Below are 21,945 nucleotides of genomic sequence, written 5' to 3' on the forward strand. Positions count from 1 at the left end.
CCGGGTGCGAATCCGGGAGCGGCTCCGGGCGCAGATTCGACGCGCTAGGCGGCCGGCACGTGCGGTCCGTCGTCCCGTTCGCGGGCCTTTTCACGCGCGGCGACGAGTGTCCGGATGCGGGCACGATCGGCCGGCGTCGCCGGCGTGAAGATCACGAGACTCAGGTCCGGGCGGCCGGTCACCGAGAACGCCGAGTACTCGAGCGCGATCCGGCCGGCTCGCGGGTGACGAATCTCCTTCGTCCCTTCGTCATGCGAATGAATGTCGTGGTCGCGCCACATCGCGTCGAACTCGGCGCTCGTCGCGCGCATCTCGTCGACGAACGTCTGCACGGCCTGCGTCGCCCCGCCGCGCGCGATGTCGGCGCGAAACGCGCCCACCGCGAACCGCGCGACGCGTTCCCAGTTCTGCTGCGCGTAGCGCACCCCGGCATCGACGAAAATCAGCCGCAGGATGTTGCGTGCGGGCGGCGGCAGCGTCGCATAGTCGGTCAGCGTCGCGGCGGCCGCGTCGTTCCACGCGACGACGTCCCACGTCGCCGTGCGCACGATCGCGGGGCTGGCGTCGAGCGAATCGAGCACGTGCTGCAGGCGCGGCGTGACATCGCTGCTCGCGTGATAGCGCACCTCGGGCGGATGGCCGAGGCCGATCAGGAACAGATGCTCGCGTTCGGCGTCGTTGAGCAGCAGCGCGCGGGCGAGCCGGTCGAGCACGTCGGCCGACGGCGCGCCGCCGCGGCCCTGTTCGAGCCACGTGTACCACGCGGCGCTCACGTGCGCGCGCTGCGCGACTTCCTCGCGCCGCAGGCCCGGCGTGCGGCGGCGCGCGACGGGCAGCCCGAGCGCGGCCGGATCGAGTTTCTCGCGGCGGTCCCGAAGGTACGCGCCGAGCAGGTTGTCGGATGCGTCAGCCATAGCCTGTTAGTTCGTTTACCGGTAAACCGTCACGTCTTCACCGCGCGCGACGGTCGACAGATAGTAAGCCTCTCGTTCATTCGGAGGTGTCGAAATGCGTGTCTTTGTTACGGGAGCGTCGGGCTTCGTCGGCTCCGCGGTCGTTGCCGAACTCGTGGCCGCCGGGCATGCCGTGCTCGGTCTCGCGCGGACCGACGCGGCCGCCGCGGCGGTCGCGGCCGCGGGCGCCGATGTCCATCGCGGGTCGCTGGAGGATCTCGACAGCCTGACGCGCGGCGCCGAGGCTGTCGACGCGGTGATCCACACGGGATTCAATCACGACTTCTCGCGCTTCGCGGAAAACTGCGAGCTCGACCGCCGCGCGATCGAGACGATCGGTGCGGTGCTCGCGGGGTCGGCGCGGCCGCTGGTCGTCACGTCGGGCCTCGCGCTCGTCGCGCCCGGCCGCGCGGCGACGGAGGACGATCCGCATGTGCCGGTGTCGGCGACCTATCCGCGCGCGTCGGAAGCGACGGCGGCGGCGCTGGACGCGCGCGGCGTATGCGCGTCGGTCGTGCGCCTGCCGCCGTCCGTGCACGGCGACGGCGATCATGGCTTCGTGCCGCGCCTGATCGCGTTCGCGAGGGAGAAGGGCGCCTCGGCGTATCTCGGCGATGGCGGCAACCGCTGGCCGGCCGTGCACCGGCTCGATGCGGCGCGCGTGTACCGGCTCGCGGTCGAACGCGGCGCGCCCGGCGCGCGCTATCACGCGGTCGACGATACGGGCGTGCCGTTCCGCGAGATCGCGGAGGTGATCGGCCGCCGGCTGAACGTGCCGGTCGTGTCGAAATCGGCCGCGCAAGCCGGCGAGCACTTCGGCTGGTTCGCGATGTTCGCTGGAATGGATGCGCCCGCAACGAGCGAGCGCACGCGGGCGTCGCTCGACTGGGCGCCGGTGCAGCCGCGGTTGCTGGCCGACATCGACCGGCCGCGGTACTTCGAGACCTGATGCGCGAATGCGCGAGGCGTGCCGTCGTTACCGACCGGCACGCCCGGCGCCGCAACGTTCAGACGGTCACGACGATTCTGCCGACCCGCGCACCGGCTTCCATGCGCCGACGGGCCTGGGCGATGTCGTCGAACGCGAACGGCCCTCTTCGCACACGGTTCGACGCCGGGGCGCCGCGCGCAACGCAAGCGCGAACCGGACGCGCGGGAAGCGGATGCGCGCCCGCCGGTCGCGCCTCATTCGCGCCTCATTCGACCGGATGCAGGTCCTGCAGCAGCGTCGGCACGAGCTCCGACACAGTCGGGTGAATGTGCATCGCGCGGCTGATCGTCGTATACGGTGCGCCGGCGGCCATCACGTCCAGCAACCCGTGCACGACTTCGTCGCCCGTCACGCCGAGGATCGACGCGCCCAGGATCGCGTGGTTGTCCGCGTCGACGATCACCTTCATGAAGCCCTGGCTCTCGCCTTTTTCGACCGCGCGGCCGACCCGCGTCATCGGCCGCGTGCCCACCAGCAGCCGGCGGCCGGTCTGCCTCGCTTCCGCGAGCGTCATGCCGACGCGGCCGAGCGGCGGGTCGATGTACATCGCGTACGCGGTGATGCGGTCGGACACCTTGCGCGGATCGTCGTCGAGCAGGTTGGCCGCGACGATTTCGTAGTCGTTGTACGCAGTGTGCGTGAATGCGCCGCGTCCGTTGCAGTCGCCGAGCGCCCAGATGCCGGGCACATTGGTGCGCAGCTGGTCGTCGACCGTGATGTAGCCGCGCGCGTCGACCGCCACGCCTGCCTGCTCGAGCCCGAGATCGTCGGTGTTCGGCACGCGGCCGACCGCGAGCAGCAGGTGCGAGCCCGCGACCTCGCGGCGGCCGCCCGTGCAGTCGAGGCCGACCACGACGCCGTCGCCGTCGCGCCGTGCGGTCAGGCAGTTCGCATCGAGCTGCACGTCGATGCCTTCGTTCGCGAGAATCTCGTGCACGGCCTGCGAGACGTCCTCGTCCTCGCGACGGATCAGGCGCGACCCTTTCTCGACGATCGTGACCTGCGCGCCGAAGCGGCGGTACATCTGACCGAATTCGAGCCCGACGTAGCTGCCGCCGACGATCACGAGATGCTCGGGCAGGAAGTCGACGTCCATCATCGTCGAGTTGGTCAGGTACGGCACCGAGTCGAGGCCCGGCATCGGCGGGATTTGCGCGCGCCCGCCGACGTTGATGAAGATGCGGCCGGCTTCGAGCACTTCGTCGCCGACGCGTACCGCGTTCGCCCCCTCGAATCGGGCATGACCCTGAAACACGGTGGTGTTGTCGAGCCCCCGCACCCATTGCTCGACGCCGTGGTTCGAGCGGCCGGAAATCTGGTCCTTGCGCGCCTTCACGGCCTTCATGTCGACGCTGACGGTGCCGACCGACACGCCGTATTCGGCCGCACGACGCGCAAGCTGCGCCGCGTATGCGCTCGCGATCAGCGTCTTGGTCGGAATGCAGCCGGTGTTCACGCAGGTGCCGCCGAAGCGGCCGCGCTCGATGACCGCGACTTTCATGCCGGCGCCCGCGAGCCGCGCGGCGAGCGGCGGACCGGCCTGGCCCGTGCCGATGACGATCGCGTCGAAGTGTTGCGTCATGACGTCCTCCTGCGCTGGTTCAACGTGGGAAGGGTGGCGCGCAAGACGCATGCCGCGCCGGCGCCCGCCCGAACGGCGACGAGCGCCTATGGTAGACCGGTTGGCGGGGGGAGGCGAGTTGCGCCGATGCAAGCGGCGGAACCTCGTTCGCTCACGGTTTTTCAGTCCTTGCGCCGCCATTGGCCGAACGTCACCGGCCGGTGCGCATCGGCGCGCATGACGGTGACTTCGTCGGGCTTGTCGTCGAGCGGAAACGATTCGGTGTAGATCTCGCTGGAGAACAGCCAGCCGTGGGTGCGCGGGTCGTAGCGGAACGTCACGTAGTCGCTCCAGTGCTGCCCGCACGCGACGAAGTTCTGCACGGTGAAATAGCGGCCTTTCACCGAGAGGCCGCTGTCGGCGGCGTCTTCGGGATCGAACGGATCGCACTGGCCGCCTTCGTTCGCGCGCAGGACCACGTGGTCGTTGCGCGCGGCGAGCCGGTACGCGTGATCGGGCCGCTCCTCGAAGATCAGCAGCGGGCGGGGCGACGGCTGCCCGCGCGAATCGGCCGCGCGATGCACGACGACGAGAAAGCTGCGCCGTCCGTCGCCGAGGTCCGGCCCTGCCTGCGCGACGAACGGCTGGTAGCCGGACGGCAGTTGCGTCGCGATGGATTGCGGCAGGCCGTCGGCCCGTGCGCCGGACGACAGCGCGGCGAGCAGCGCGAGGAGGGCACGGTGCGCGGTCGTGCCCATCACAGATCCCGCCCGAGAAACTCGGTGCCGGGCACCGGATTGAACGCAACGGGCGGTGCCGGCGTGAAGCCGAGCGAATCATACAGTTGCCTTGCGGCGACGAATTCCGGCAGCACGTCGAGACACATCCGCGCATAACCGGCCGCCTTCGCGTCGCACAGCAGCCGCTCGACGAGCTGGCGGCCGACGTTCAGTCCGCGCGCTTCGGGACGCACGTATACGCGCTTCATCTCGCACGTCGTCGTGTCGATTTCGCGAAACGCCGCGCAGCCGACCACGCGCCCGGCGCGCCACGCGAGCAGCAATTGCCCGCGCGGCGCCGCGTATTTGCCCGGCAGCGCGGCGAGTTCCGGCTCATAGTCCTGGAACGCGAGGCTGACCGTGGGGCTCGCGATGTACTCGCGGAAAATCGCTTCGACGACGGCGGCATCGTCGGGATAGCGGGCGGCGCGAATCTCGATCATGGGGGCGTGGCGCGATGGCGGGAACGGCACCCAGCATAGCAGTGCGCGGATGCTTCCGGCGGCCCGCGAAGCGTGCCAGAATCGTCGACTTCACCGTCGGGAATCGACACGCAGGCGCCGGCGCTTCGGCGTCGCTGATCAAGGAGACTTCGATGACTGCATCGGCTGCCGTACTCGCCATTCTGGCCGCGCTGTGGCTTGGCGCGATGATTCCGGGCCCGAGTTTCGTGCTGGTCGCCCGCAATTCGATCGGGCTGTCGCGCCGCGACGGGCTGGCGACCGCGCTCGGCATGGGTGTCGGCGGGATCGCGTTCGGCGGCGTCGCGCTGGCCGGGCTCTACACGCTGCTGCAGGCCGTCGAATGGCTGTACGTGGGACTCAAGCTGGCGGGCGGCGCCTACCTGATCTACATGGCGTCGAAGATCTGGCGCGGCGCCGACAGGCCGATCGCGATGGAAGATGCGCAGGCCGTCGTCGCCGGCAGCGCGCGCAAGTCGTTCTGGATCGGCCTCACGACCCAGCTCAGCAACCCGAAGACGGCGATCTGGTACGGCAGCATCTTCGCGGCGCTGTTGCCGCAGCATCCGCCGCTCTGGTGCTACCTGGCGCTGCCGCCGCTCGTGTTCGGCGTCGAATTCGGCTGGTACACGATCGTTGCGCTGTGCTTCTCGACCCGCCGGCCGCGCGAACTCTACCTGCGCGCGAAGAAGTGGGTCGACCGCGTCGCGGCCGGCGCGATCACGCTGCTCGGCCTGCGGCTGATCCTGAACGCGCCGAAGGCGGGGATCTGACGGCAGGCGGTGTCGCCGGGGGCGCGCCGCCGTTGCATTCCTGACAGGCATGCCGCCACGGCCGCTCATTCCGGCACATGGCGTGGCGGGCGCAGCCACGGCCCCGACTCACCGCGCCCTGCGCGCGCCAAGCGCGCGTCACACCGCCGGAAACCGTTCGAGCAGCGCCGCGAACCGCGCGTCATCCGGAAATGCCGTCACTTCATACCGCACCGGCCGGTGCGCGGTGGCCGTCATCAGGTCGCCGCATGCGTCCCGCAGCGCGGCCATCGGCACGTGCGCCGACTGCCGCGTCGCTTCACGATAGAGCACGACGATATCCGTCTCGGGCAGCAGCGTCGGCACGCCGTCGCTCCACACGCCGACGCTGAACAGCTCGCCGTTCTGCCGCCGGTACACGGTGTACGACGCCACGAAGACGTCGGTGCCGTCCCGCTTGTGCAGATCGTCCAGCAGCGTCCGCTGATCCTGATAGTCGCCCGCGAGTTCGTCCACGCGCAGCGCGTGCAGCTTCGCTTCCAGCCCTGCCGGGACGAAATTCCGCCACGCGGCGCCGTCCCAGCGCAGCATCAGCGGCGGCAGCGGACGCGGCTGCGCGCGCGCCTGTTCCGCGAGTTCGACCATCGTCGCGAGCCCGGCCGCGTTGCGGTCGCCGGTGAGCAGCAGCACGGCCCGGTTCGGCGCCATCACCACCGGCGCGCCGGAGATCGGCTGGCGGTGCAGCAAGTCGGTCAGCAGGAGCCGCGCCGCGTCGTAGTAGTCGCCGAACTGCGAAACGAACACGCCGTCGCGCAACGCGGCCCACGGCGCCGACGACGCACCGCGCAGGTTGTCGATCGCGATGTCGCATGCGTCGTCGAAGCTGACGCCCCATTCGGCGAGCCGCGCGCTCGTCAGCCGCGCGACGCTGAATTCGCCGTCGTACGCGATGCCGATCTCGAGGTTCTCGCACAGCGTCCGGAACGCGACTTCCGACGCGGCGGGCTGTCCGGCGAGCTGCAGCGCGACCGTGCCGCGCTCGGTCGCGCTGCGGATCACCGGGCGCAGCCGTGCGCGGACGTCCGCGAAGTTCGCCGGAATCTCGTGCTGCATCATCGCGCTCGCCTGGCGCTGCAGCGTCGCTTCGCGCTCGGCCGGCTTCGCGTCCGCATAGTCGCGGAACAGGTTGTGCAGGTTGATGATGTTCGACGGGACATCCGCTTGCACGAGACGGCCCTTGTCGTCCTCGTGAAGCCACTCGCGCGTGTCGCCGGTCGCGCGCAGCGCGGCGATCAGGCGGTCGGCGAAGTCCTGCCGGGTAGGTGGTTTGCTGAAGCGCTCGCGCAGGCGCGCGACGAAGTCGGAAAGCATCGTGAGCGGTCGGGCAGGCCCGTCTGTTATCAGTCGTTGTCATGGGCGGCGGCGCCGGTCTCCCGGGGCGCTGCCTGCGTCCCGCGGATATCGGCCGGATATCCATGGTGCGGGCGGCCCGCGCGCCGGTTGCAGGGCGGCGCGGGCCCGCATCGGGCGCGAATCGGGTGCGAATCGCGCGGCGGGTGTCGCGATGGTACCGCACGTCCGTGACGGAATCGTACGCGGGCGAACAGGATGTCTGGCGTGAACCGGCGCCCGCCTGGGGCTTCGGAAGGCGTCCGGATGCGTGGCCAGCGCCGCACCGGCGCACCGGGAAACCCCGGCGATCGGCCTGCGAGCCTTGTGCTGCGGGCGTTCGCGCCGGTTGCGCGGCGTACCGGGCCGAGCCGCTTCCGCGATTCTGGCGGTCGACCTCCCGACGACGTGTAAACTGCTGCCTTTTTTGACGGTTTGCAGCATGGTGCAAGCACCCCCGCGCCCGGCACTGAGCGGCCCGACGCTCGTCCGGCTGCTCGCGCGCCTGACCGATGCCGACGTCGCGGAATCCCGGCTGACGCTGTCGGACCGCCTGAGCCAGTGGCTCGGCTGGACCGACGCGATCACGCTGTCGTCCGCGCTGAATGCGAGCCCGCCAGGCGTCGCGGCCGGCGTGCGTGGTTACGACGCGGAGCGTGACTGCGCGCGCGTGCGCCACGACCTCGCGCAGGCGATCACGGCCGCCCTCCGCCCGCGCACGCGGCGGCGTCCCGGCGAGTTGCCGCCGCCGTCCGCCGACACGGCCGACTTCGCGGATTTCCGCCAGAGCTGTCTGTCGCTCCAGCAGGAAATGGAGACCGCGATCGGCCAGTTGCGCGGCCGCTTGCGGGTCGCGGTCGCCGCGCGCTCGTCCGGGATGGCGCGGCTCGCGACGCTCGACGCGATCATGGAGCGCGTGCTCGGCGCGCGCGAGCGCAGCCTGCTGTCCGCCGTGCCCGCGCTGCTCGGTACGCGCTTCGAGCGGCTGCGCGACGCGGAACGGCAGGCACTGGCCGACGCGCAAGCGGCGGCCGATGCCGAGGGCGACGCCCCGCCCGCCGCGGCGATCGTGCCCGGCACGTGGCTCGACACGTTCCGCAACGAGATGCAAAGCATCCTGCTCGCCGAACTCGAAGTCCGGTTTCAAACGGTAGACGGGCTGCTCGCGGCCCTTCGTACCTGCTAATCCCTACGCTATGTCCAGAATTCGTCTTGATCTCGTTGTCTTCATCGCCGGTCTGCTCGCAGTGTGCTGGATCGGCATCGGCTATGTCGCGTCGAACCCGCTCGCGACGGCCGTCACGCTGCTGATCGGCGCATGCTACGTCGCCGGTGCGTGGGAACTGCGGCGCTACCGGCAGGCCACCGCCACGCTGTCGCGCGCGGTGGCCGGCCTGACCGAACCCCCGGCGAAGCTCGACGCGTGGCTCGATACGCTGCCCCCGGGCCTGCGCGGTGCCGTGCGGGCACGCGTCGAAGGTGCGCGCGTCGCGCTGCCGGGCCCGTCGCTCACGCCGTATCTGGTCGGCCTGCTCGTGCTGCTCGGCATGCTCGGCACGCTGCTCGGGATGGTCGTGACGCTGAAGGGCACGGGCGCCGCGCTCGAAAGCGCGACCGACCTCGACGCGATCCGGGCTTCGCTGATCGCGCCGGTGAAGGGTCTCGGCTTCGCGTTCGGCACGTCGATCGCGGGTGTCGCGACGTCCGCGATGCTCGGGCTGCTGTCCGCGCTCGTGCGCCGCGAACGGCTCGACGCGGGCCAGCAGCTCGACGCGAAGATCGCGACGACGCTGCGCGTGCATTCGTCCGCGCACCAGCGCGACGAATCGTTCCGGCTGCTGCAGCGCCAGGCGGACGTGATGCCGGCGCTGGTCGACCGGTTGCAGACGATGATGACGACGCTCGAGGCGCGCAGCGTCGCGCTGCACGATCGCCAGATCGAAAGTCAGCAGACGTTCTTCGATCGGACCGAGCGCGCGTATGCCGGCCTGGCATCGAACGTCGGCGACGCACTGAAGGAAAGCGCCGCCGAGAGCGCGCGCGTGGCCGGGGCCGCGCTGCAGCCGGTCGTCGCGGCGACGATGACGGGGCTTGCGCAGGAGATGGCCGCGCTGCGCGACACCGTGACGAGCGCCGTGCAGCGTCAGCTCGACGGGCTGACCGACGGTTTCGAGAAGACCACCGGGAACGTGACGGCCGTCTGGAACCGCGCGCTCGACGAGCAGCGCCGCGCGGGCGATGCAGTCGCGCAGCAGTTGCAAACGACGCTCGGCCAGTTCACCGACACCTTCGCGCAGCGTTCGACGGACCTGCTCGACGGCGTCGCGACGCGCCTCGAATCGACCGAAAGCCGGCTGTCCGACGCGTGGCGCGATGCGCTCGCGCGCCAGGAACAGGTCGGCGAGACGCTGGCCGGCCAGCATGCGCAGGCGCTCGGCGAAGCCGCCGCGACGTTCGAGCGGCATTCGAGCGCGGCGCTCGCCGCGATGCGCGAGTTGCATGCGGGGCTGCAAACGCAACTGGCCGCGCGTGACGAGGAACGCCTGTCTGCGTGGAATGCGTCGCTGGCCGCGATGGCAGCGAAGCTCGGCGACGAATGGCAGCGCGCGGGCGTGCACAGCGCGGGCCGTCAGCAGGAAATCTGCGATGCGCTGGCGCAAACGACGCGCGATCTCACCGCGCAAGCGTCCACGTTCGAACAACGCTCGGCCGACCTGCTGGCGACGATTCGCGAATCGCACACGGGCCTGCAAACGCAACTGGCCGCGCGTGACGAAGAACGTCTGGCGGCATGGAACGATTCGCTGGCCGCGATGGCAGCGAAGCTCGGCGACGAATGGCAGCGCGCGGGCGTGCACAGCGCGGGGCGTCAGCAGGAAATCTGCGATGCGCTCGCACAAACGACGCGCGATCTGACCGCGCAAGCGTCCACGTTCGAACAACGCTCGGCCGACCTGCTGTCGACGATTCGCGAATCGCACACGGGCCTGCAAACGCAACTGGCCGCGCGTGACGAAGAACGTCTGGCGGCATGGAACGATTCGCTGGCCGCGATGGCAGCGAAGCTCGGCGCCGAGTGGCAACGTGCGGGCGTGCATAGTGCAGGCCGTCAGCAGGAAATCTGCGACGCGCTCGCACAAACGACGCGTGATCTCACGGCACAAGCGTCTACGTTCGAACAACGCTCGACCGACCTGCTGTCGACGATTCGCGAATCGCACACGGGGCTGCAAACGCAACTGGCCGCGCGAGACGAAGAACGTCTGGCGGCATGGAACGATTCGCTGGCCGCGATGGCAGCGAAGCTCGGCGCCGAGTGGCAACGTGCGGGCGTGCATAGTGCAGGCCGTCAGCAGGAAATCTGCGACGCGCTCGCACAAACGACGCGTGATCTCACGGCACAAGCGTCTACGTTCGAACAACGCTCGACCGACCTGCTGTCGACGATTCGCGAATCGCACACGGGGCTGCAAACGCAACTGGCCGCGCGCGACGAAGAACGTCTGGCGGCATGGAACGATTCGCTGGCCGCGATGGCAGCGAAGCTCGGCGACGAATGGCGACGTGCGGGTGTGCATAGTGCAGGCCGCCAGCAGGAAATCTGTGATGCGCTCGCACAAACGACGCGCGATCTCACGGCACAAGCGTCGACGTTCGAGCAACGCTCGGCCGACCTGCTGTCGACGATTCGCGAATCGCACGCGAGCCTGCAAACGCAGCTGGCCGCACGCGACGAAGCACGTCTGGCGGCATGGAACGATTCGCTGGCCGCGATGGCCGCCACGCTGCGCGACGAATGGGCGCAGACGAGCGCACAGGCCGCGGCGCGCCAGCAGGACATCTGCGACACGCTGACCCGTACCGCGAACGACATCACCGCCCAGGCGCAGGTGCACGCGAGCGACACGATCAACGAAATTTCGCGCCTCGTGCAGGCCGCGTCGGAAGCCCCGAAGGCCGCGGCCGACGTCGTCGCCGAACTGCGCCAGCGCCTGTCCGACAGCATGGTGCGCGACACCGCGATGCTCGACGAGCGCAGCCGCCTGCTCGCGACGCTCGAGACGCTGCTCGGCGCGGTCAACCACGCGTCGACCGACCAGCGCACCGCGATCGACGCGCTCGTCAGCACGTCGGCCGACCTGCTCGACCGCGTCGGCGCGCGCTTCAACGACGCCGTCGATGCCGAAACGCGCAAGCTCGATTCGGTGGCCGCACAGGTCACGGCGGGGGCGGTCGAGGTCGCGAGCCTCGGCGATGCATTCGGTGCGGCCGTGCAGGTGTTCGGCGAATCGAACGACAAGCTGCTGAACCACCTGCAGCGCATCGAGGCCGCGCTCGAGAAATCGCTCGCGCGCAGCGACGAGCAGCTCGAGTACTACGTCGCGCAGGCGCGCGAGGTGATCGACCTGAGCATGATGTCGCAGAAGCAGATCGTCGAAGACCTGCAGCAGATCGCCGGTCGGCGGGCATCGGTCGGAGCGTAACGCATGCACGACGAAATCGACGACGGCGCGCCGTCCGCGCCGGTGTGGCCCGCGTTCGCCGACCTGATGTCGGTGCTGCTCGGCGCGTTCGTGCTCGTCCTCGTCGGCGTGATCGGCATGCAGCTGCAGCTCACGTCGAAGCTCGAGGAAGCCGTGCGTGCGCGCCAGCAGGAGGCGCAGCAGCGCAAATCGCTCGAGGAAGCGCTCGCCGGGCCGCTCGCGGCCGGCCGCGTGACGCTCGTGAACGGTCGGATCGGCATCAGCGGCAGCGTGCTGTTCGCGCTGAATTCCGACCAGCTGCAGCCCGAGGGCCGCGATCTGCTGAAGACGCTCGCCACGCCGCTGGCCGCGTACCTGAAGACGCGCGACGAGATCCTGATGATCAGCGGCTTCGCCGACGACCAGCAGGTGCGCGCCGGCAACCGCCAGTTCGCGGACAACTGGGAACTGTCGGCCAAGCGCGCGCTGACGGTCACGCGTGCACTGATCGACGCCGGCGTGCCGGCGCCGTCGGTGTTTGCGGCTGCGTTCGGCTCCGAGCAGCCGGTCAGTTCGAATGCGGACGACGAAGGCCGCGCGAAGAACCGCCGCGTGGAGATCGCGCCGGTGCCGCGCAAGACCGCATCGAACGGAGGGCGGGCGAAGTGACGGACGACGCGACGCACGTGCGCGCGACGCTCGACGCGTGGCGCGAGCAGGGCGCCGACCGGCTCGATCCGGTGCGCTTTCATCGGCTCGACGCGCTGGAGAGACGCGCGGCCGCGCTCGACGGCGACGCGCGCGCCCTGCTCGATGCACGGCTCGCGACGCTGCTGGAAGCGTTTGCGGAGATTGTCTCGCGAGCCGGCGAAACGTCAGCCGCGAGCGGGACGGCGCAAGCAACCGCACCGGCGCCCGCGCGCAGCCTGCTCGGCGGGCTCGTCGAGCAGCTCGCGCGCGATGCGCAGGCCGACAGGCGCGGGATCGATCCCGCGCTGATCGATTACTTCCGCACGATGTGGTCGAAGGTCCGAACCGAACAGCAGTATCGCCAGTCGCTCGACCAGGTGCCGCGCAACGCGGGACCGCTCAATTCGAACAGCCTCGTGCATCGGTCGCTCGCGACGATGCGCGAGTTGTCGCCGGAATACCTGCAGCAATTCCTGTCGTACATCGATGCGCTGGCGTGGCTCGAGGATCTCGCCGGCGGCGGCGCGCAGCCCGAGAAGGAAGCGCCGCGCGCGAAGGCCGCGAAGCTGGCGAAACCCGCGAGGAAGACCACGCGCGCCAAGGCGCGATAACACACGCTTTCAGCCACGCCGGTCGTCGCCTAGCGACCCGGCGCCTGCGCGTCGATCGCCGCGCGCAGTGCATGCAACGCGTCGGTCAGCGCCGACGCGAACGGCGGATGCGCGGCGATGCCCGCAGCGTCGAGCTGGCTGCCGAGGATCGGCAGCGTGATCGACGCGCGCTCGACGATGCACGCCGACATGACGAACAGCGTTTCGCGCAGCGCCGCGTCCGCATGCGTCGCGCGCGGCGACGCGTTCAATACCGCGACCGGCTTGTACACCACGGCTTCGCATCCCACGACCCAGTCCAGCGCGTTCTTCATCACGCCCGTCACGCCGTGCGCGTATTCCGGGCTCGCGATCAGCACGCCGTCCGCGGCGTTCAGCCGCTCGATCAGGTCGCGCACCGCGGCCGGCGATGGATATTCGGTATCGGGATTGAACAGCGGAAACTCGCCGAGACGATCGAAACGCGTGATGCGCATCCCGCGCGGCGCGACGCGTGCGGCTGCATCCAGCAGCGCCGCGTTGTACGACTGCGCGCGAAGGCTGCCGCACAGCGCGACGATGTCGATGCGGCGCTCGGAATCGGTTCGGGGTTCGGTGGCCATCGAGGAGCGTAGGGAATGGTGGCTTGCGCGGCGACGCCGCGCGGCTCCGACGGATTATCGCATCGGTGCGTGAGCGACGTGGCGCGCGTTCGCGACGCGGCGCAGGTGACGCCATTCGCGTTCTTCCTGCGGAAACTTCACGTCCTGACGCGCCGCGGCGAGCGTATCGATCATCCCGGTTGCGCGTGCCAGGTCGCCAAGTGTCCATCCGTTGCCGAGCAACAGGCGGCGCGTATGCAGCGCACCGTACACGTCGTCCGCGACGGCTTCGCCGAGATAGCGCAGCGCGCGGCCTTCGACGTCGACGAAGCCGTGCCGGTAGTCGTGCGCGAGCGCGGTCCACAACTGCGCCGCGCCGATCGACTGACGTGCGCCGCTGATCAGGCACAGGCCCGCGTCGAGCCCCCATCGATACAGCGTCGTCGCGAGCCCCTTGCGTTGCGCGGACCCGCGCAGCCGCGTATGCGGCGCGCGCAGGTAGCGGTCCGCGCGGCGCGGCAGTTCGGGGAGCCGGTTGAAGATCGTGTAGCCGGCGAGCTGCCGGGCCGACGGATCCTCGACGTAAAGGAAGTATTCGCCGTCGGCCTCGCGGTGGCGGACGACCAGGCCCGAGTCGCCGAGCGCGACGGCCGGCAGGCCGTGCAGGCGATGGCCCGGCTGGTGCAGACGCGCGTAGAGCGTGTCGAGTTCATCGTCGATGTCGTGCTGGGAATGCTGTACGTCGATACGCATGGCAAAAGGCGCCCGTCCCGGGCGCATCGGGAAAGAGGTTCATCGCAATGGGAAATGAAATGGCAGCGGCCCCCGGGCTCGGCGAGCGAGCCGGGGCCGCGAATCAGCTGGGGATGTGCTGGAAACCGGCGGCGATCGCGGCGAGGCCCGCGATGCAGAGTGTGAACAGGATCAGGACTTTGTGGATCACGCCTCTCTCCTCATGAACGCGCGGCGCCGAAGGGCGGTGCCGCGGAGACGGTGACAGCGGGCATGGCCCGCGCGCAGACGGTCAGCACCATACGCGACGGGCACAGGGCGGGCAACCGGACTGCGGGAGAAAAGCGACGAAACGCGGGGAATCGGAGTGTTTCGCGACAATTGGTCGCAAGGGGGGCCTCGGTGCGGTCTTGAGCTTGCGCGTCGCCGTTCGACTTCAGGTGTATCCGCTCAGGAACACGTGCGAAATCTCCTCATTTTTCGCACGCGTTCCGCCGGGCTTCCATGATCGAGGCGCTCATCGAACCGATGATCGAGGCGCTCATCGAACCGATGATCGCGAGACCGCCTCACACCGCCCGCCGCCCCCCGAACGCCTGCCTGATCCGCGCGAACAGCCCATGCTGCGCGATCCACTCGGCATACGCGCGATAGTCAGGATCGCGCATCAAATGCCGCTCCTCCGTCTTCGCCCGCGTGTAGTAGATCAGGTTGACCGCGACGAGCCCCGCGCAGTGCATCAGCCCGACCTGCCAGCCGAGCGGCTCGACGAACGGCACCGACACCATCCAGTACGACAGGTTCTTCGTGATGTATGCCGGATGCTTCGTGAAGCGGTACGGGCCCGACGTGATGATCCCGCGGTTCGTGAGGTTCGAGAACCGCAATCCGAACGAGATCGTCGATAGCGCATAGGTCATCAGCAGCAGGATGATCACCGCACCCCAGATCACGCGCAGCGTCGGCGCGGACAGCAGCCAGTTGTCCCAGAACAGCGAACCTTCGTAGCGGATGTAGTTGTTCGAGATCAGCGACCAGAACGGCTGGTAGCACATCAGCGCGGCGACCCAGCCGAGCGTGGTCGGCTCGACGGTGCGCACGTGGCTGTCGAGGATGCGGAACGTGCACAGGTAGCCGACCGTGCCGAACATCAGGTCCATCGTGAACGACAGGTCGTACAGGAACACGAAGGTCGCGATCGTCATCGGCGCGTTCACGGCGTGCGCGAGCGACGCGCTCAGGTGATCGGCGTCCTTCGACAGGTAGACGGTCATCAGCGGCAGGAAGAACGCCTTCACGCCCCAGCCGGCAAGCATCTCGCGCACGGGCTGCCAGCTCGCGGGCTGCTCGTGACGGAACAGGAAGCGGCCCCACAGCAGGTACGCGTCGTCGGTTTCGCGCTGGTGGCGATCCATCCACGCGAAGTAGAACGGTGCGGCGACGATCACGTACGGCGCGAGCGAGCGCAGCAACGACCAGAACGGCAGGTAGAACGCGCCGTGATATTCGGGCAGGAGCCAGTAGATGACGCCGATGCCTGCGTAGATCGACGTCAGCGCGCCGAGCCGCGTCGCGACACGGGCGAGCCCGAGCGGGCGCACGGCCTGCCGCGACAGTCCCGCGCTCGGGCGCAGGTAGACGCGCGAGATGAAGATTTCGTGCAGCGCGATCGTGCCGATGATCGCGAGGCTCGCGATGACCGCACGGGTGGCCGCGTCGAGGCCCGGCTGGTCGCGCGTTGTCCACAGCGCGAACAGGCCGGCCGCGATGCCGAGCAGGCCCGCGCGGAATGGCGTGGCGGAACGGGGCGGGCGGTCCTGGACCGCGGCGATGCCGTCGATGGTGGAGTTCATGATCGGATCCTCGTCGGGATGACGGCCGGCGCCCCCGCTTGGCGGGTGACGCCGGCCATCGGCCGGGCTTTGGTTTGGTATCTGCCCGGCCATTGGCCTGTGGTTCTGATACGTGAAGCGTTACTTCTTGGGGGTGGTGCCGCCGAGCAGACCGCCGAGCAGGTTCGTCACCGGCGCCAGCAGGTTGGTCGCGCCCGCCGTGCTGCCGCCGTTCGAACTGCCGGTCAGGCCGGCCGTGACGGTGCCGCTGCCGGACGGCGTCGTCACCGTGCCCGCCGCGCCGCTCGGGCTGGCCGTGCCGACTGCGCCGAGCGTGCCGGCTGCAGAGGTCAGCGAACCCGTCAGCGTGCCGACCGGGCCGTTCGTCAACGCACCGCCGAGGTTGCCGGTCAGGCCGCCGCCCGGCGTCGTGACCGTGCCGGTGAGGCTTGCGCCGAGCGGCGTCAGCGAGTTGACGAGGCCGGTGATCGGCGCGAGCAGGCCGCCGACGCCCGAGCCGCTGGTACCGCTGGTACCGCCCGTGCCGCTCGAACCGAGGCCGCCGAGCGCGCCCGTCACCGAGCCGAGCAGGCCGGTGATCGGCGCGAGCGGGCCGCCGCTGGTGCCGCTCGTGCCGCTGGTGCCACCCGAGCCGCTCGAGCTGCTGCCGCCGCCGAGCGCACCCGTCAGCGAACCGAGCAGGCCGGTGATCGGCGCGAGCGGATTGGTGCCGCTGCTGGAGCTGCCGCCGGACAACAGGCCGCCGGCCGATGCCACGGTGTTGCCGAGTTGTGACACGCTGTTGCCGGCGCCCGTGCCGACCGGGTTGCCGGTCGCGCTGCCGATCTGCGAACCGGCGAGGCCGAGGCCGCTGCCGAGCGTGCTCAGCAGGCCGTTGAGCGGGGCGCCGAGCATGGTGACACCGCCGAGGGTCTGCGTCGCGCCAGGCGTCGTGACGCCGCCGGTCAGCGTATTCGTGATCGGGTTGATCACGCTGCCGAGCTGCGTCTCGAGTTGCTGGACCGGTGCGCTGTTCAGCGCCGTGTTCAGCGCCGATGCGGTCGAGTTGACGGCCGTGCCGACCGTGTTGACGAGGCTGCCGACCAGGGTCGTGGCCGGCGCGAGCGGCGACAGCGGGCCGGTGCCGAGGCTCGTCACCGCGTTGCCGAGGTTGTTGACCGCGCTGCCGGCGCCGGTCAGCAGGCCGGTGGTCGACGTGAGCGTCGGGCCGAGCGGGTTCGGCGACACGCCGATCGAGCCGAGGCCGGCAGCGACGCCGTTGCCGAGCGACTGCACGCCGTTGCCAAGGCTGGTGACCGCGTTGCCGATGCTGGTGGCCGTCGTCGGGTTCGTGCCCGGAACTTGCACGCCGCCGATCTGCGAACCGCCGTTCGCGACCGTCGTGCCGAGTGCCGTGACGAGCGTGCCGGTTTGCTGGAGGACGTTGCCGAGCGGGGTGACGTTGGTGCCGGAGGTACCGGAGGTGCCCGACGTGCCGGAGGTGCCCGACGTACCGGAGGTGCCCGACGTACCGGAGGTGCCCGACGTACCGGAGGTGCCCGACGTGCCGGAGGTGCCCGACGTACCGGAGGTCCCCGACGTGCCGGAGGTGCCTGACGTGCCGGAGGTGCCCGACGTACCGGAAGTGCCCGACGTACCGGAGGTGCCCGACGTACCGGAGCTACCCGACGTACCGGAGGTACCCGAGGTACCACCGCCGGACGTACCCGACGAGCTCGGCTTGATCGACGGTGTGACCGGTCCGTCGACCGAGCCGCAGCCGTACAGTGTGAGCAGCGACAGGACGGCCAGCGATACCGCCGTCTTTTTCAAGTAATGGTGCATGGTGGCCTCGACATTGGAAGTTGTGTCCGGGCCATCACTGCAAATTCCGCGCCATGACACCTTTCGCGAAATGCGTCAGCGCATTGTTGTGGGAATCGGGAATATCGGCGCGATTTAAACGGAGGAATGGCGGTTTCGCGCGACGGAGACGCCAGACGCGCCGACGCGCTCGCTGTGATGTTCCCGTAAGGAACCGTAACGCCGGGCCGGATGTTACGTAGCGTTCGACCCGACGTTCCGTGTGTGACGTGGCCGGCCGCGACCCGAGGCCGGCGTCTTTGACGAAACGCCCGTGCGCCGGGAACATGACGTGAACCAACCCGGCCGCGGGCGACGCCGAAGCGGCCACGACTCAAGACAGGGACACGACATGAGCGAACAGGACAGGGAGCAGGGCAAGGCGCGCCGCACCGAGGTGATGGGCGAGGCGTTCGTCGAGGGCGCGATGCGCGACCTCGACGGTTTTTCGCGTCCGTTGCAGAACTGGCTGAACGAGCACGCGTGGGGCAGTACGTGGCAGCGCGGCGGGATCGACCTGAAGACGCGCAGCCTCTGTACCTGCGCGATGCTGGCCGCGCTCGGCCGCAGCGCGGAGCTGAAGGGCCACGTGCGTGGCGCCCTCAACAACGGCGCGAGCCTCGTCGAGATTCGCGAAGTGCTGCTGCATAGCGCGCTGTACGCGGGCGCGCCGGCGGCGGTCGAGGCGTTCCGCAGCGCGCGCGAGGTCATGACGGAGCTCGGGCTGTCGCTGCCCGACGACGAAGCCTGACCGGCACACGGCGCATCGCGGCCATTAGGCCCGCTGACGATCAATGCTCGACGTGCGCGCCCTGCGTCGGCGCCTCGACCGGCGCGGCGGCGACTTCGAGCAGCCAGTCGGCCGTCGCGTCCGGAATCGTGACCGGCAGCATGTGCCCGCCTTCGACGACCTTCAGCCGCACGCGCGCCGACTTCCGCGCCAGCGCTTCGCCGTGCGTACGCCAGTTCAGGATCGGATCGGCGCGGCCATACAGCACGTCGACCGGCAACGAGAGGTCCGCGTAGCGGCGCTCCATCGCAGGGAGGTCGACGGGCGCCGACAGCAGGTCCGTTGCCGTCGCGTAGAACACGTGCGGCCGCAGCCCGAGCAATCCGCCGCCCTTCACCGGGAAGTCGCGCGGCACGGCCTCCGGCGCGAACACCTGGCTCACGGCATTGCGGCCGGTCAGGATCGTCAGCGGAATCGCGAAGGTCCACGACACGAAGCGGCGCACCAGCGGCGACGGCAGCATCAGCGGCTTGAACGGCGCCGGCGGCTCGGTCTGCTCATGCGACAGCGGCGCGATCAGCGCGAGCCGGCTGACGTGCTCCGGATGGTTGAGCCCGACCGCGAGCGCGATCGCACCGCCGAGCGAGTGACCGACGAGCACGGGCCGGTCGAGCTTCAGCGCGTCGATGAACGCGGCGACCGTGCGGGCCTGCGCGAACACGTTCGCCTGCGAACTGGCGCCGCGCAGCGAGCGGCCGGCGCCGGGCCGGTCGACGAGGATCACGCGATGGTGCTGCGCGAGCCGCGTGAGCGGCAAATACGCGAAGTTGCGCCACTGCCCGGCGAGCCCGTGCACGAACACGAGCGGCGGGCCGCTGCCGTATTCGACGTAATGGATGTGGTCGCCGCCGATGTCGACGAAGCGGCCTTCGGGCGGAAACGCGCGCGTTACGCGGCGCGCGACGTAGCCGGAAAACAGCGCAAGCGCGGCGAGCACCGCGACGACGCCGAGCAGCACGTTCTGGATCAGGTGGAGCGTATGGGTCATGTCGGCCTCAACGGGATTCGAGTACGGGTTCGGCAACCGGCGCGGCGGCCGGGCCGGCTTTCGCGCGGCGTTCGAACTGCATCGCCGAATCGGCGAGCCCGCTGAACTTCAGCGACGCGAGATCGAGCACGTAGTTCTGATGGAATTTCCAGGGCTTACGATGCCCCTGTTTCGGCAGGATGCCGGCCGCGCGCTGGATGTAGCCCGAGCTCAGGTTGACGGCCGGCACGTCGCCGAGGTCGCCGGCGCCGAGCCGCGGCACGCAGGTGTCGTAGCCGTTCGCGCGCATGTGGTTCAGCAGCCGGCACACGTAGCGCGCGATCAGCTCGGCCTTCAGCGTCCACGACGCGTTCGTGTAGCCGAACGACGACGCGAGGTTCGGCACGTCGCTGTACATCATTCCCTTATAAGACACGGTCTGCGGCAGATCGACCGCGCGGCCGTCGACCGTGACGCGCGCGCCGCCGAGCATCTTCACCTTCAGCCCGGTCGCGGTGACGATCACGTCCGCGTCGAGCTGCTGGCCGCTCTTCAGCTTCAGGCCGGTCGGCGTGAAGCGCTCGATCTCGTCGGTGACGATCGAGGCGCGGCCCGCACGGATCGACTTGAACAGGTCGCCGTTCGGCACGAGGCACACGCGCTGGTCCCACGGCATGTAGCGCGGCGTCAGATGCTTCGCGACGTCGAAGTCGGGGCCGAGCTGCTTGCCGGCCGCGCGGATGATGAACCGTTTGGTCTCCTCGGGCTTGCGGCGCGACACGTTGTACAGGTACATCGTCAGCAGTACGTTCTTCATGCGCACGATCCGGTGCGCGAGCCTCGACGGCAGCACGCGGCGCAACGCGTTCGCGATCTTGTCGCGCGCAGGCAGCGACACGATGTAGGTCGGCGAGCGCTGCAGCATCGTCACGTGCTTCGCATCGGCCGCCATCGACGGCACGAGCGTGACGGCCGTCGCGCCGCTGCCGATCACGACGACGCGCCGGTTTGCATACGACAGGTCCTTCGGCCATTGCTGCGGATGCACGATTCGGCCTTCGAACGAGTCCATGCCGGCCCAGTCGGGCAGGTAGCCGCCGTCGTAGTCGTAATAGCCGCTGCACATGTAGAGGAAGCGGCACGTGTAAGCGAGCGTGTCGACCGCGCCGTCGCGCGTACGCTCGATGCGTACCGTCCAACGTGCGCGGTTCGAATCCCAGTCGGCCGCGACCACCTTCTGGCCGTAGCGGATCATCTTGTCGATGCCGTACGCGCGCGCGGAGTCGCGGATGTAGTTGAGGATCGTCTGGCCGTCCGAGATCGCCTTGTCGCTGTGCCACGGGCGGAAGCTGTAGCCGAGCGTGAACATGTCGGAATCCGAACGGACGCCGGGATAGCGGAACAGATCCCAGGTGCCGCCGATCGCGTCGCGCGCCTCGATGATCGCCACGCTCGCATACGGGCAGCGCTGCTTCAGGTGATAGGCGGCACCGATGCCGGACAGGCCGGCGCCGACGATCAGCACGTCGAGGTCGCGGTTGTCGCCGCAGGCGGACGGCGCATCGCGCCGGTCGGTCGTCGTCGAGGTCATGCGGCGTCCTTGGTCGGTGTGGTCGGGAGCGCGGCCGGTGCATTCGTGCGGCCGAGATTGCGTGCGCGGGCACGGCGCACGTGGCGCAGCACCAGCCGCTGGTAGCCGGCGCCGAGCAGGCGCGCGAGCTTGTCGAGGCGGCGGGCATCGGCGCCGACCAGCACGCGGCGCGCGTTGCGCTCGACGCCGGCGAGGATCTGCCGAGCGGCATCGTCGGCCGTCGTCGCGTTGATCAGGCGATTCGCCTGACGGCGGTGGGTTGCTTCGTCCTGGCCCGTGAGCGCGCGGATGCTGGTGTCGACACGGCTCGCGTCGACGATGTTGGTCGCGACGCCGCCCGGATGCACGCAGGTCGCGCTGACCGGCGCGCCGTCGAGTTCGAGCTCCATCCGAAGCGCCTCGGTGAAGCCGCGCACGGCGAACTTGGTTGCGTTGTACGCGCTCTGCGTCGGCATCGCGACGAGCCCGAACAGGCTCGACGTGTTGACTACGTGCCCGTCGCCCGACGCGCGCAGATGCGGCAGGAACGCCTGCGTGCCGTGCACGACACCCCAGAAGTTGATGCCGACGATCCATTCGAGATCGGCGATGCGCGCGGTCTCCGCGCTCGCGGCCAGCGACACGCCCGCGTTGTTGAAGATCAGGTTGACCTTGCCGTGTTCGGCGCGCACGAAATCGGCCCACGCGAACACCGCATCGCGATCGGCGACGTCGAGCCGACGCGTGCTCGTGCGCACGCCGTGCGTCGCGCACGCTGCTGCCGTGCCGGCGAGCCCGACCTCGTTGACGTCGGCGAGCGCGACGTCGCAGCCGCGCCGCGCGAGCTCGACCGCGAGGCTGCGGCCCATGCCCGAACCGGCGCCCGTGATCGCGGCGACCTTGCCGGAAAAACCCTTCATCCGTCGTTCCTCCCGTTCCGCTTGCGCTGCGTCGGCGGCG

General features: G+C 69.7%; 19 protein-coding genes. 7 read left to right on the plus strand and 12 right to left on the minus strand.

Features of this window, described 5'->3' with window-relative positions; genetic code table 11:
• Nucleotides 1-44 precede the first annotated feature (44 nt).
• Nucleotides 45-914 (minus strand): helix-turn-helix transcriptional regulator, encoded by an 870-nt coding sequence (locus tag DIE11_RS00900; RefSeq protein WP_124620897.1) that lies wholly within the window; start codon nucleotides 912-914, stop codon nucleotides 45-47.
• 94 nt (nucleotides 915-1,008) lie between these two features.
• Between DIE11_RS00900 and DIE11_RS00905 the strand changes: the two genes are divergently transcribed.
• Nucleotides 1,009-1,902, plus strand: a complete 894-nt coding sequence (locus DIE11_RS00905) for an SDR family oxidoreductase (RefSeq protein ID WP_124620899.1) — start codon at nucleotides 1,009-1,011, stop codon at nucleotides 1,900-1,902.
• A gap of 247 nt (nucleotides 1,903-2,149) precedes the next feature.
• On the opposite strand, the gene DIE11_RS00910 is transcribed toward DIE11_RS00905, so the two are convergent.
• From DIE11_RS00910 to DIE11_RS00920, 3 genes are all read right to left on the minus strand, one after another.
• Nucleotides 2,150-3,526 (minus strand): FAD-containing oxidoreductase, encoded by a 1,377-nt coding sequence (locus tag DIE11_RS00910; RefSeq protein ID WP_124620902.1) that lies wholly within the window; start codon nucleotides 3,524-3,526, stop codon nucleotides 2,150-2,152.
• Nucleotides 3,527-3,687: 161 nt separating this feature from the next.
• Nucleotides 3,688-4,263: a hypothetical protein gene (locus DIE11_RS00915; protein ID WP_124620903.1), complete on the minus strand. Its 576-nt coding sequence runs from the start codon at nucleotides 4,261-4,263 to the stop codon at nucleotides 3,688-3,690.
• Nucleotides 4,263-4,727 carry a GNAT family N-acetyltransferase gene (locus DIE11_RS00920; protein WP_124620905.1) on the minus strand — a complete coding sequence of 155 codons (465 nt, stop codon included), beginning with the start codon at nucleotides 4,725-4,727 and terminating at the stop codon, nucleotides 4,263-4,265. The genes DIE11_RS00915 and DIE11_RS00920 overlap by 1 nt, the downstream gene beginning before the upstream one ends.
• Before the next feature lie 152 nt (nucleotides 4,728-4,879).
• Here DIE11_RS00920 and DIE11_RS00925 point away from each other — a divergent pair, with 152 nt between their 5' ends.
• Complete coding sequence (locus DIE11_RS00925; RefSeq protein ID WP_059601350.1) at nucleotides 4,880-5,518, plus strand: LysE family translocator; 639 nt, start codon at nucleotides 4,880-4,882, stop codon at nucleotides 5,516-5,518.
• Nucleotides 5,519-5,656: 138 nt separating this feature from the next.
• Here the strand turns inward: DIE11_RS00925 and DIE11_RS00930 are convergent, their stop codons facing one another.
• Entirely contained in the window at nucleotides 5,657-6,868 is a 1,212-nt protein-coding gene (locus tag DIE11_RS00930) for a hypothetical protein (RefSeq protein WP_124620907.1), read from the minus strand.
• A 460-nt stretch (nucleotides 6,869-7,328) separates the two neighbouring features.
• On the opposite strand from DIE11_RS00930, the gene DIE11_RS00935 reads away from it, so the two are divergent.
• From DIE11_RS00935 to DIE11_RS00950, 4 genes are read left to right on the plus strand one after another with little or no spacing between them, the layout of a single operon-like run.
• On the plus strand, nucleotides 7,329-8,072 hold the full coding sequence (locus DIE11_RS00935) for a DUF3348 domain-containing protein (protein ID WP_124620909.1): 744 nt from the start codon (nucleotides 7,329-7,331) through the stop codon (nucleotides 8,070-8,072).
• A 10-nt stretch (nucleotides 8,073-8,082) separates the two neighbouring features.
• Complete coding sequence (locus DIE11_RS00940; RefSeq protein ID WP_124620911.1) at nucleotides 8,083-11,370, plus strand: DUF802 domain-containing protein; 3,288 nt, start codon at nucleotides 8,083-8,085, stop codon at nucleotides 11,368-11,370.
• A 3-nt stretch (nucleotides 11,371-11,373) separates the two neighbouring features.
• Entirely contained in the window at nucleotides 11,374-12,018 is a 645-nt protein-coding gene (locus DIE11_RS00945; protein WP_059601358.1) for an OmpA family protein, read from the plus strand.
• Nucleotides 12,015-12,650, plus strand: coding sequence for a DUF2894 domain-containing protein (locus DIE11_RS00950; protein WP_124620913.1), 636 nt, complete (start codon nucleotides 12,015-12,017; stop codon nucleotides 12,648-12,650). Before DIE11_RS00945 ends, DIE11_RS00950 begins: the two co-directional genes overlap by 4 nt.
• A 29-nt stretch (nucleotides 12,651-12,679) precedes the next feature.
• Here DIE11_RS00950 and DIE11_RS00955 read toward each other — a convergent pair whose 3' ends face one another.
• The 4 genes from DIE11_RS00955 to DIE11_RS00970 all read right to left on the minus strand — a co-directional run bounded on the left by DIE11_RS00955 (nucleotide 12,680) and on the right by DIE11_RS00970 (nucleotide 17,640).
• The gene (locus tag DIE11_RS00955) at nucleotides 12,680-13,252 is read right to left on the minus strand and encodes an NADPH-dependent FMN reductase (protein ID WP_124620915.1); all 573 of its coding nucleotides are present in this window, start codon (nucleotides 13,250-13,252) and stop codon (nucleotides 12,680-12,682) included.
• A 54-nt stretch (nucleotides 13,253-13,306) separates the two neighbouring features.
• Nucleotides 13,307-13,984, minus strand: coding sequence for a histone acetyltransferase (locus DIE11_RS00960; protein ID WP_185633698.1), 678 nt, complete (start codon nucleotides 13,982-13,984; stop codon nucleotides 13,307-13,309).
• 548 nt (nucleotides 13,985-14,532) lie between these two features.
• Nucleotides 14,533-15,816: an isoprenylcysteine carboxylmethyltransferase family protein gene (locus DIE11_RS00965; protein ID WP_124620919.1), complete on the minus strand. Its 1,284-nt coding sequence runs from the start codon at nucleotides 15,814-15,816 to the stop codon at nucleotides 14,533-14,535.
• A gap of 120 nt (nucleotides 15,817-15,936) precedes the next feature.
• The gene (locus DIE11_RS00970) at nucleotides 15,937-17,640 is read right to left on the minus strand and encodes a collagen-like triple helix repeat-containing protein (RefSeq protein WP_124620921.1); all 1,704 of its coding nucleotides are present in this window, start codon (nucleotides 17,638-17,640) and stop codon (nucleotides 15,937-15,939) included.
• Between the two features lie 370 nt (nucleotides 17,641-18,010).
• Between DIE11_RS00970 and DIE11_RS00975 the strand changes: the two genes are divergently transcribed.
• A complete protein-coding gene (locus DIE11_RS00975; protein ID WP_124620923.1) occupies nucleotides 18,011-18,409 on the plus strand; it encodes a carboxymuconolactone decarboxylase family protein in 399 nt (132 codons plus the stop codon).
• 40 nt (nucleotides 18,410-18,449) lie between these two features.
• On the opposite strand, the gene DIE11_RS00980 is transcribed toward DIE11_RS00975, so the two are convergent.
• From DIE11_RS00980 to DIE11_RS00990, 3 genes are read right to left on the minus strand one after another with little or no spacing between them, the layout of a single operon-like run.
• The gene (locus DIE11_RS00980) at nucleotides 18,450-19,436 is read right to left on the minus strand and encodes an alpha/beta fold hydrolase (protein ID WP_124620925.1); all 987 of its coding nucleotides are present in this window, start codon (nucleotides 19,434-19,436) and stop codon (nucleotides 18,450-18,452) included.
• Between the two features lie 7 nt (nucleotides 19,437-19,443).
• On the minus strand, nucleotides 19,444-21,006 hold the full coding sequence (locus tag DIE11_RS00985) for an NAD(P)/FAD-dependent oxidoreductase (protein ID WP_124620927.1): 1,563 nt from the start codon (nucleotides 21,004-21,006) through the stop codon (nucleotides 19,444-19,446).
• Nucleotides 21,003-21,905, minus strand: coding sequence for an SDR family oxidoreductase (locus DIE11_RS00990; protein WP_124620929.1), 903 nt, complete (start codon nucleotides 21,903-21,905; stop codon nucleotides 21,003-21,005). The genes DIE11_RS00985 and DIE11_RS00990 overlap by 4 nt, the downstream gene beginning before the upstream one ends.
• Between the last annotated feature and the right edge of the window lie 40 nt (nucleotides 21,906-21,945).

Source organism: Burkholderia sp. Bp9012, from assembly GCF_003853825.1.
Lineage (GTDB): Bacteria > Pseudomonadota > Gammaproteobacteria > Burkholderiales > Burkholderiaceae > Burkholderia > Burkholderia diffusa.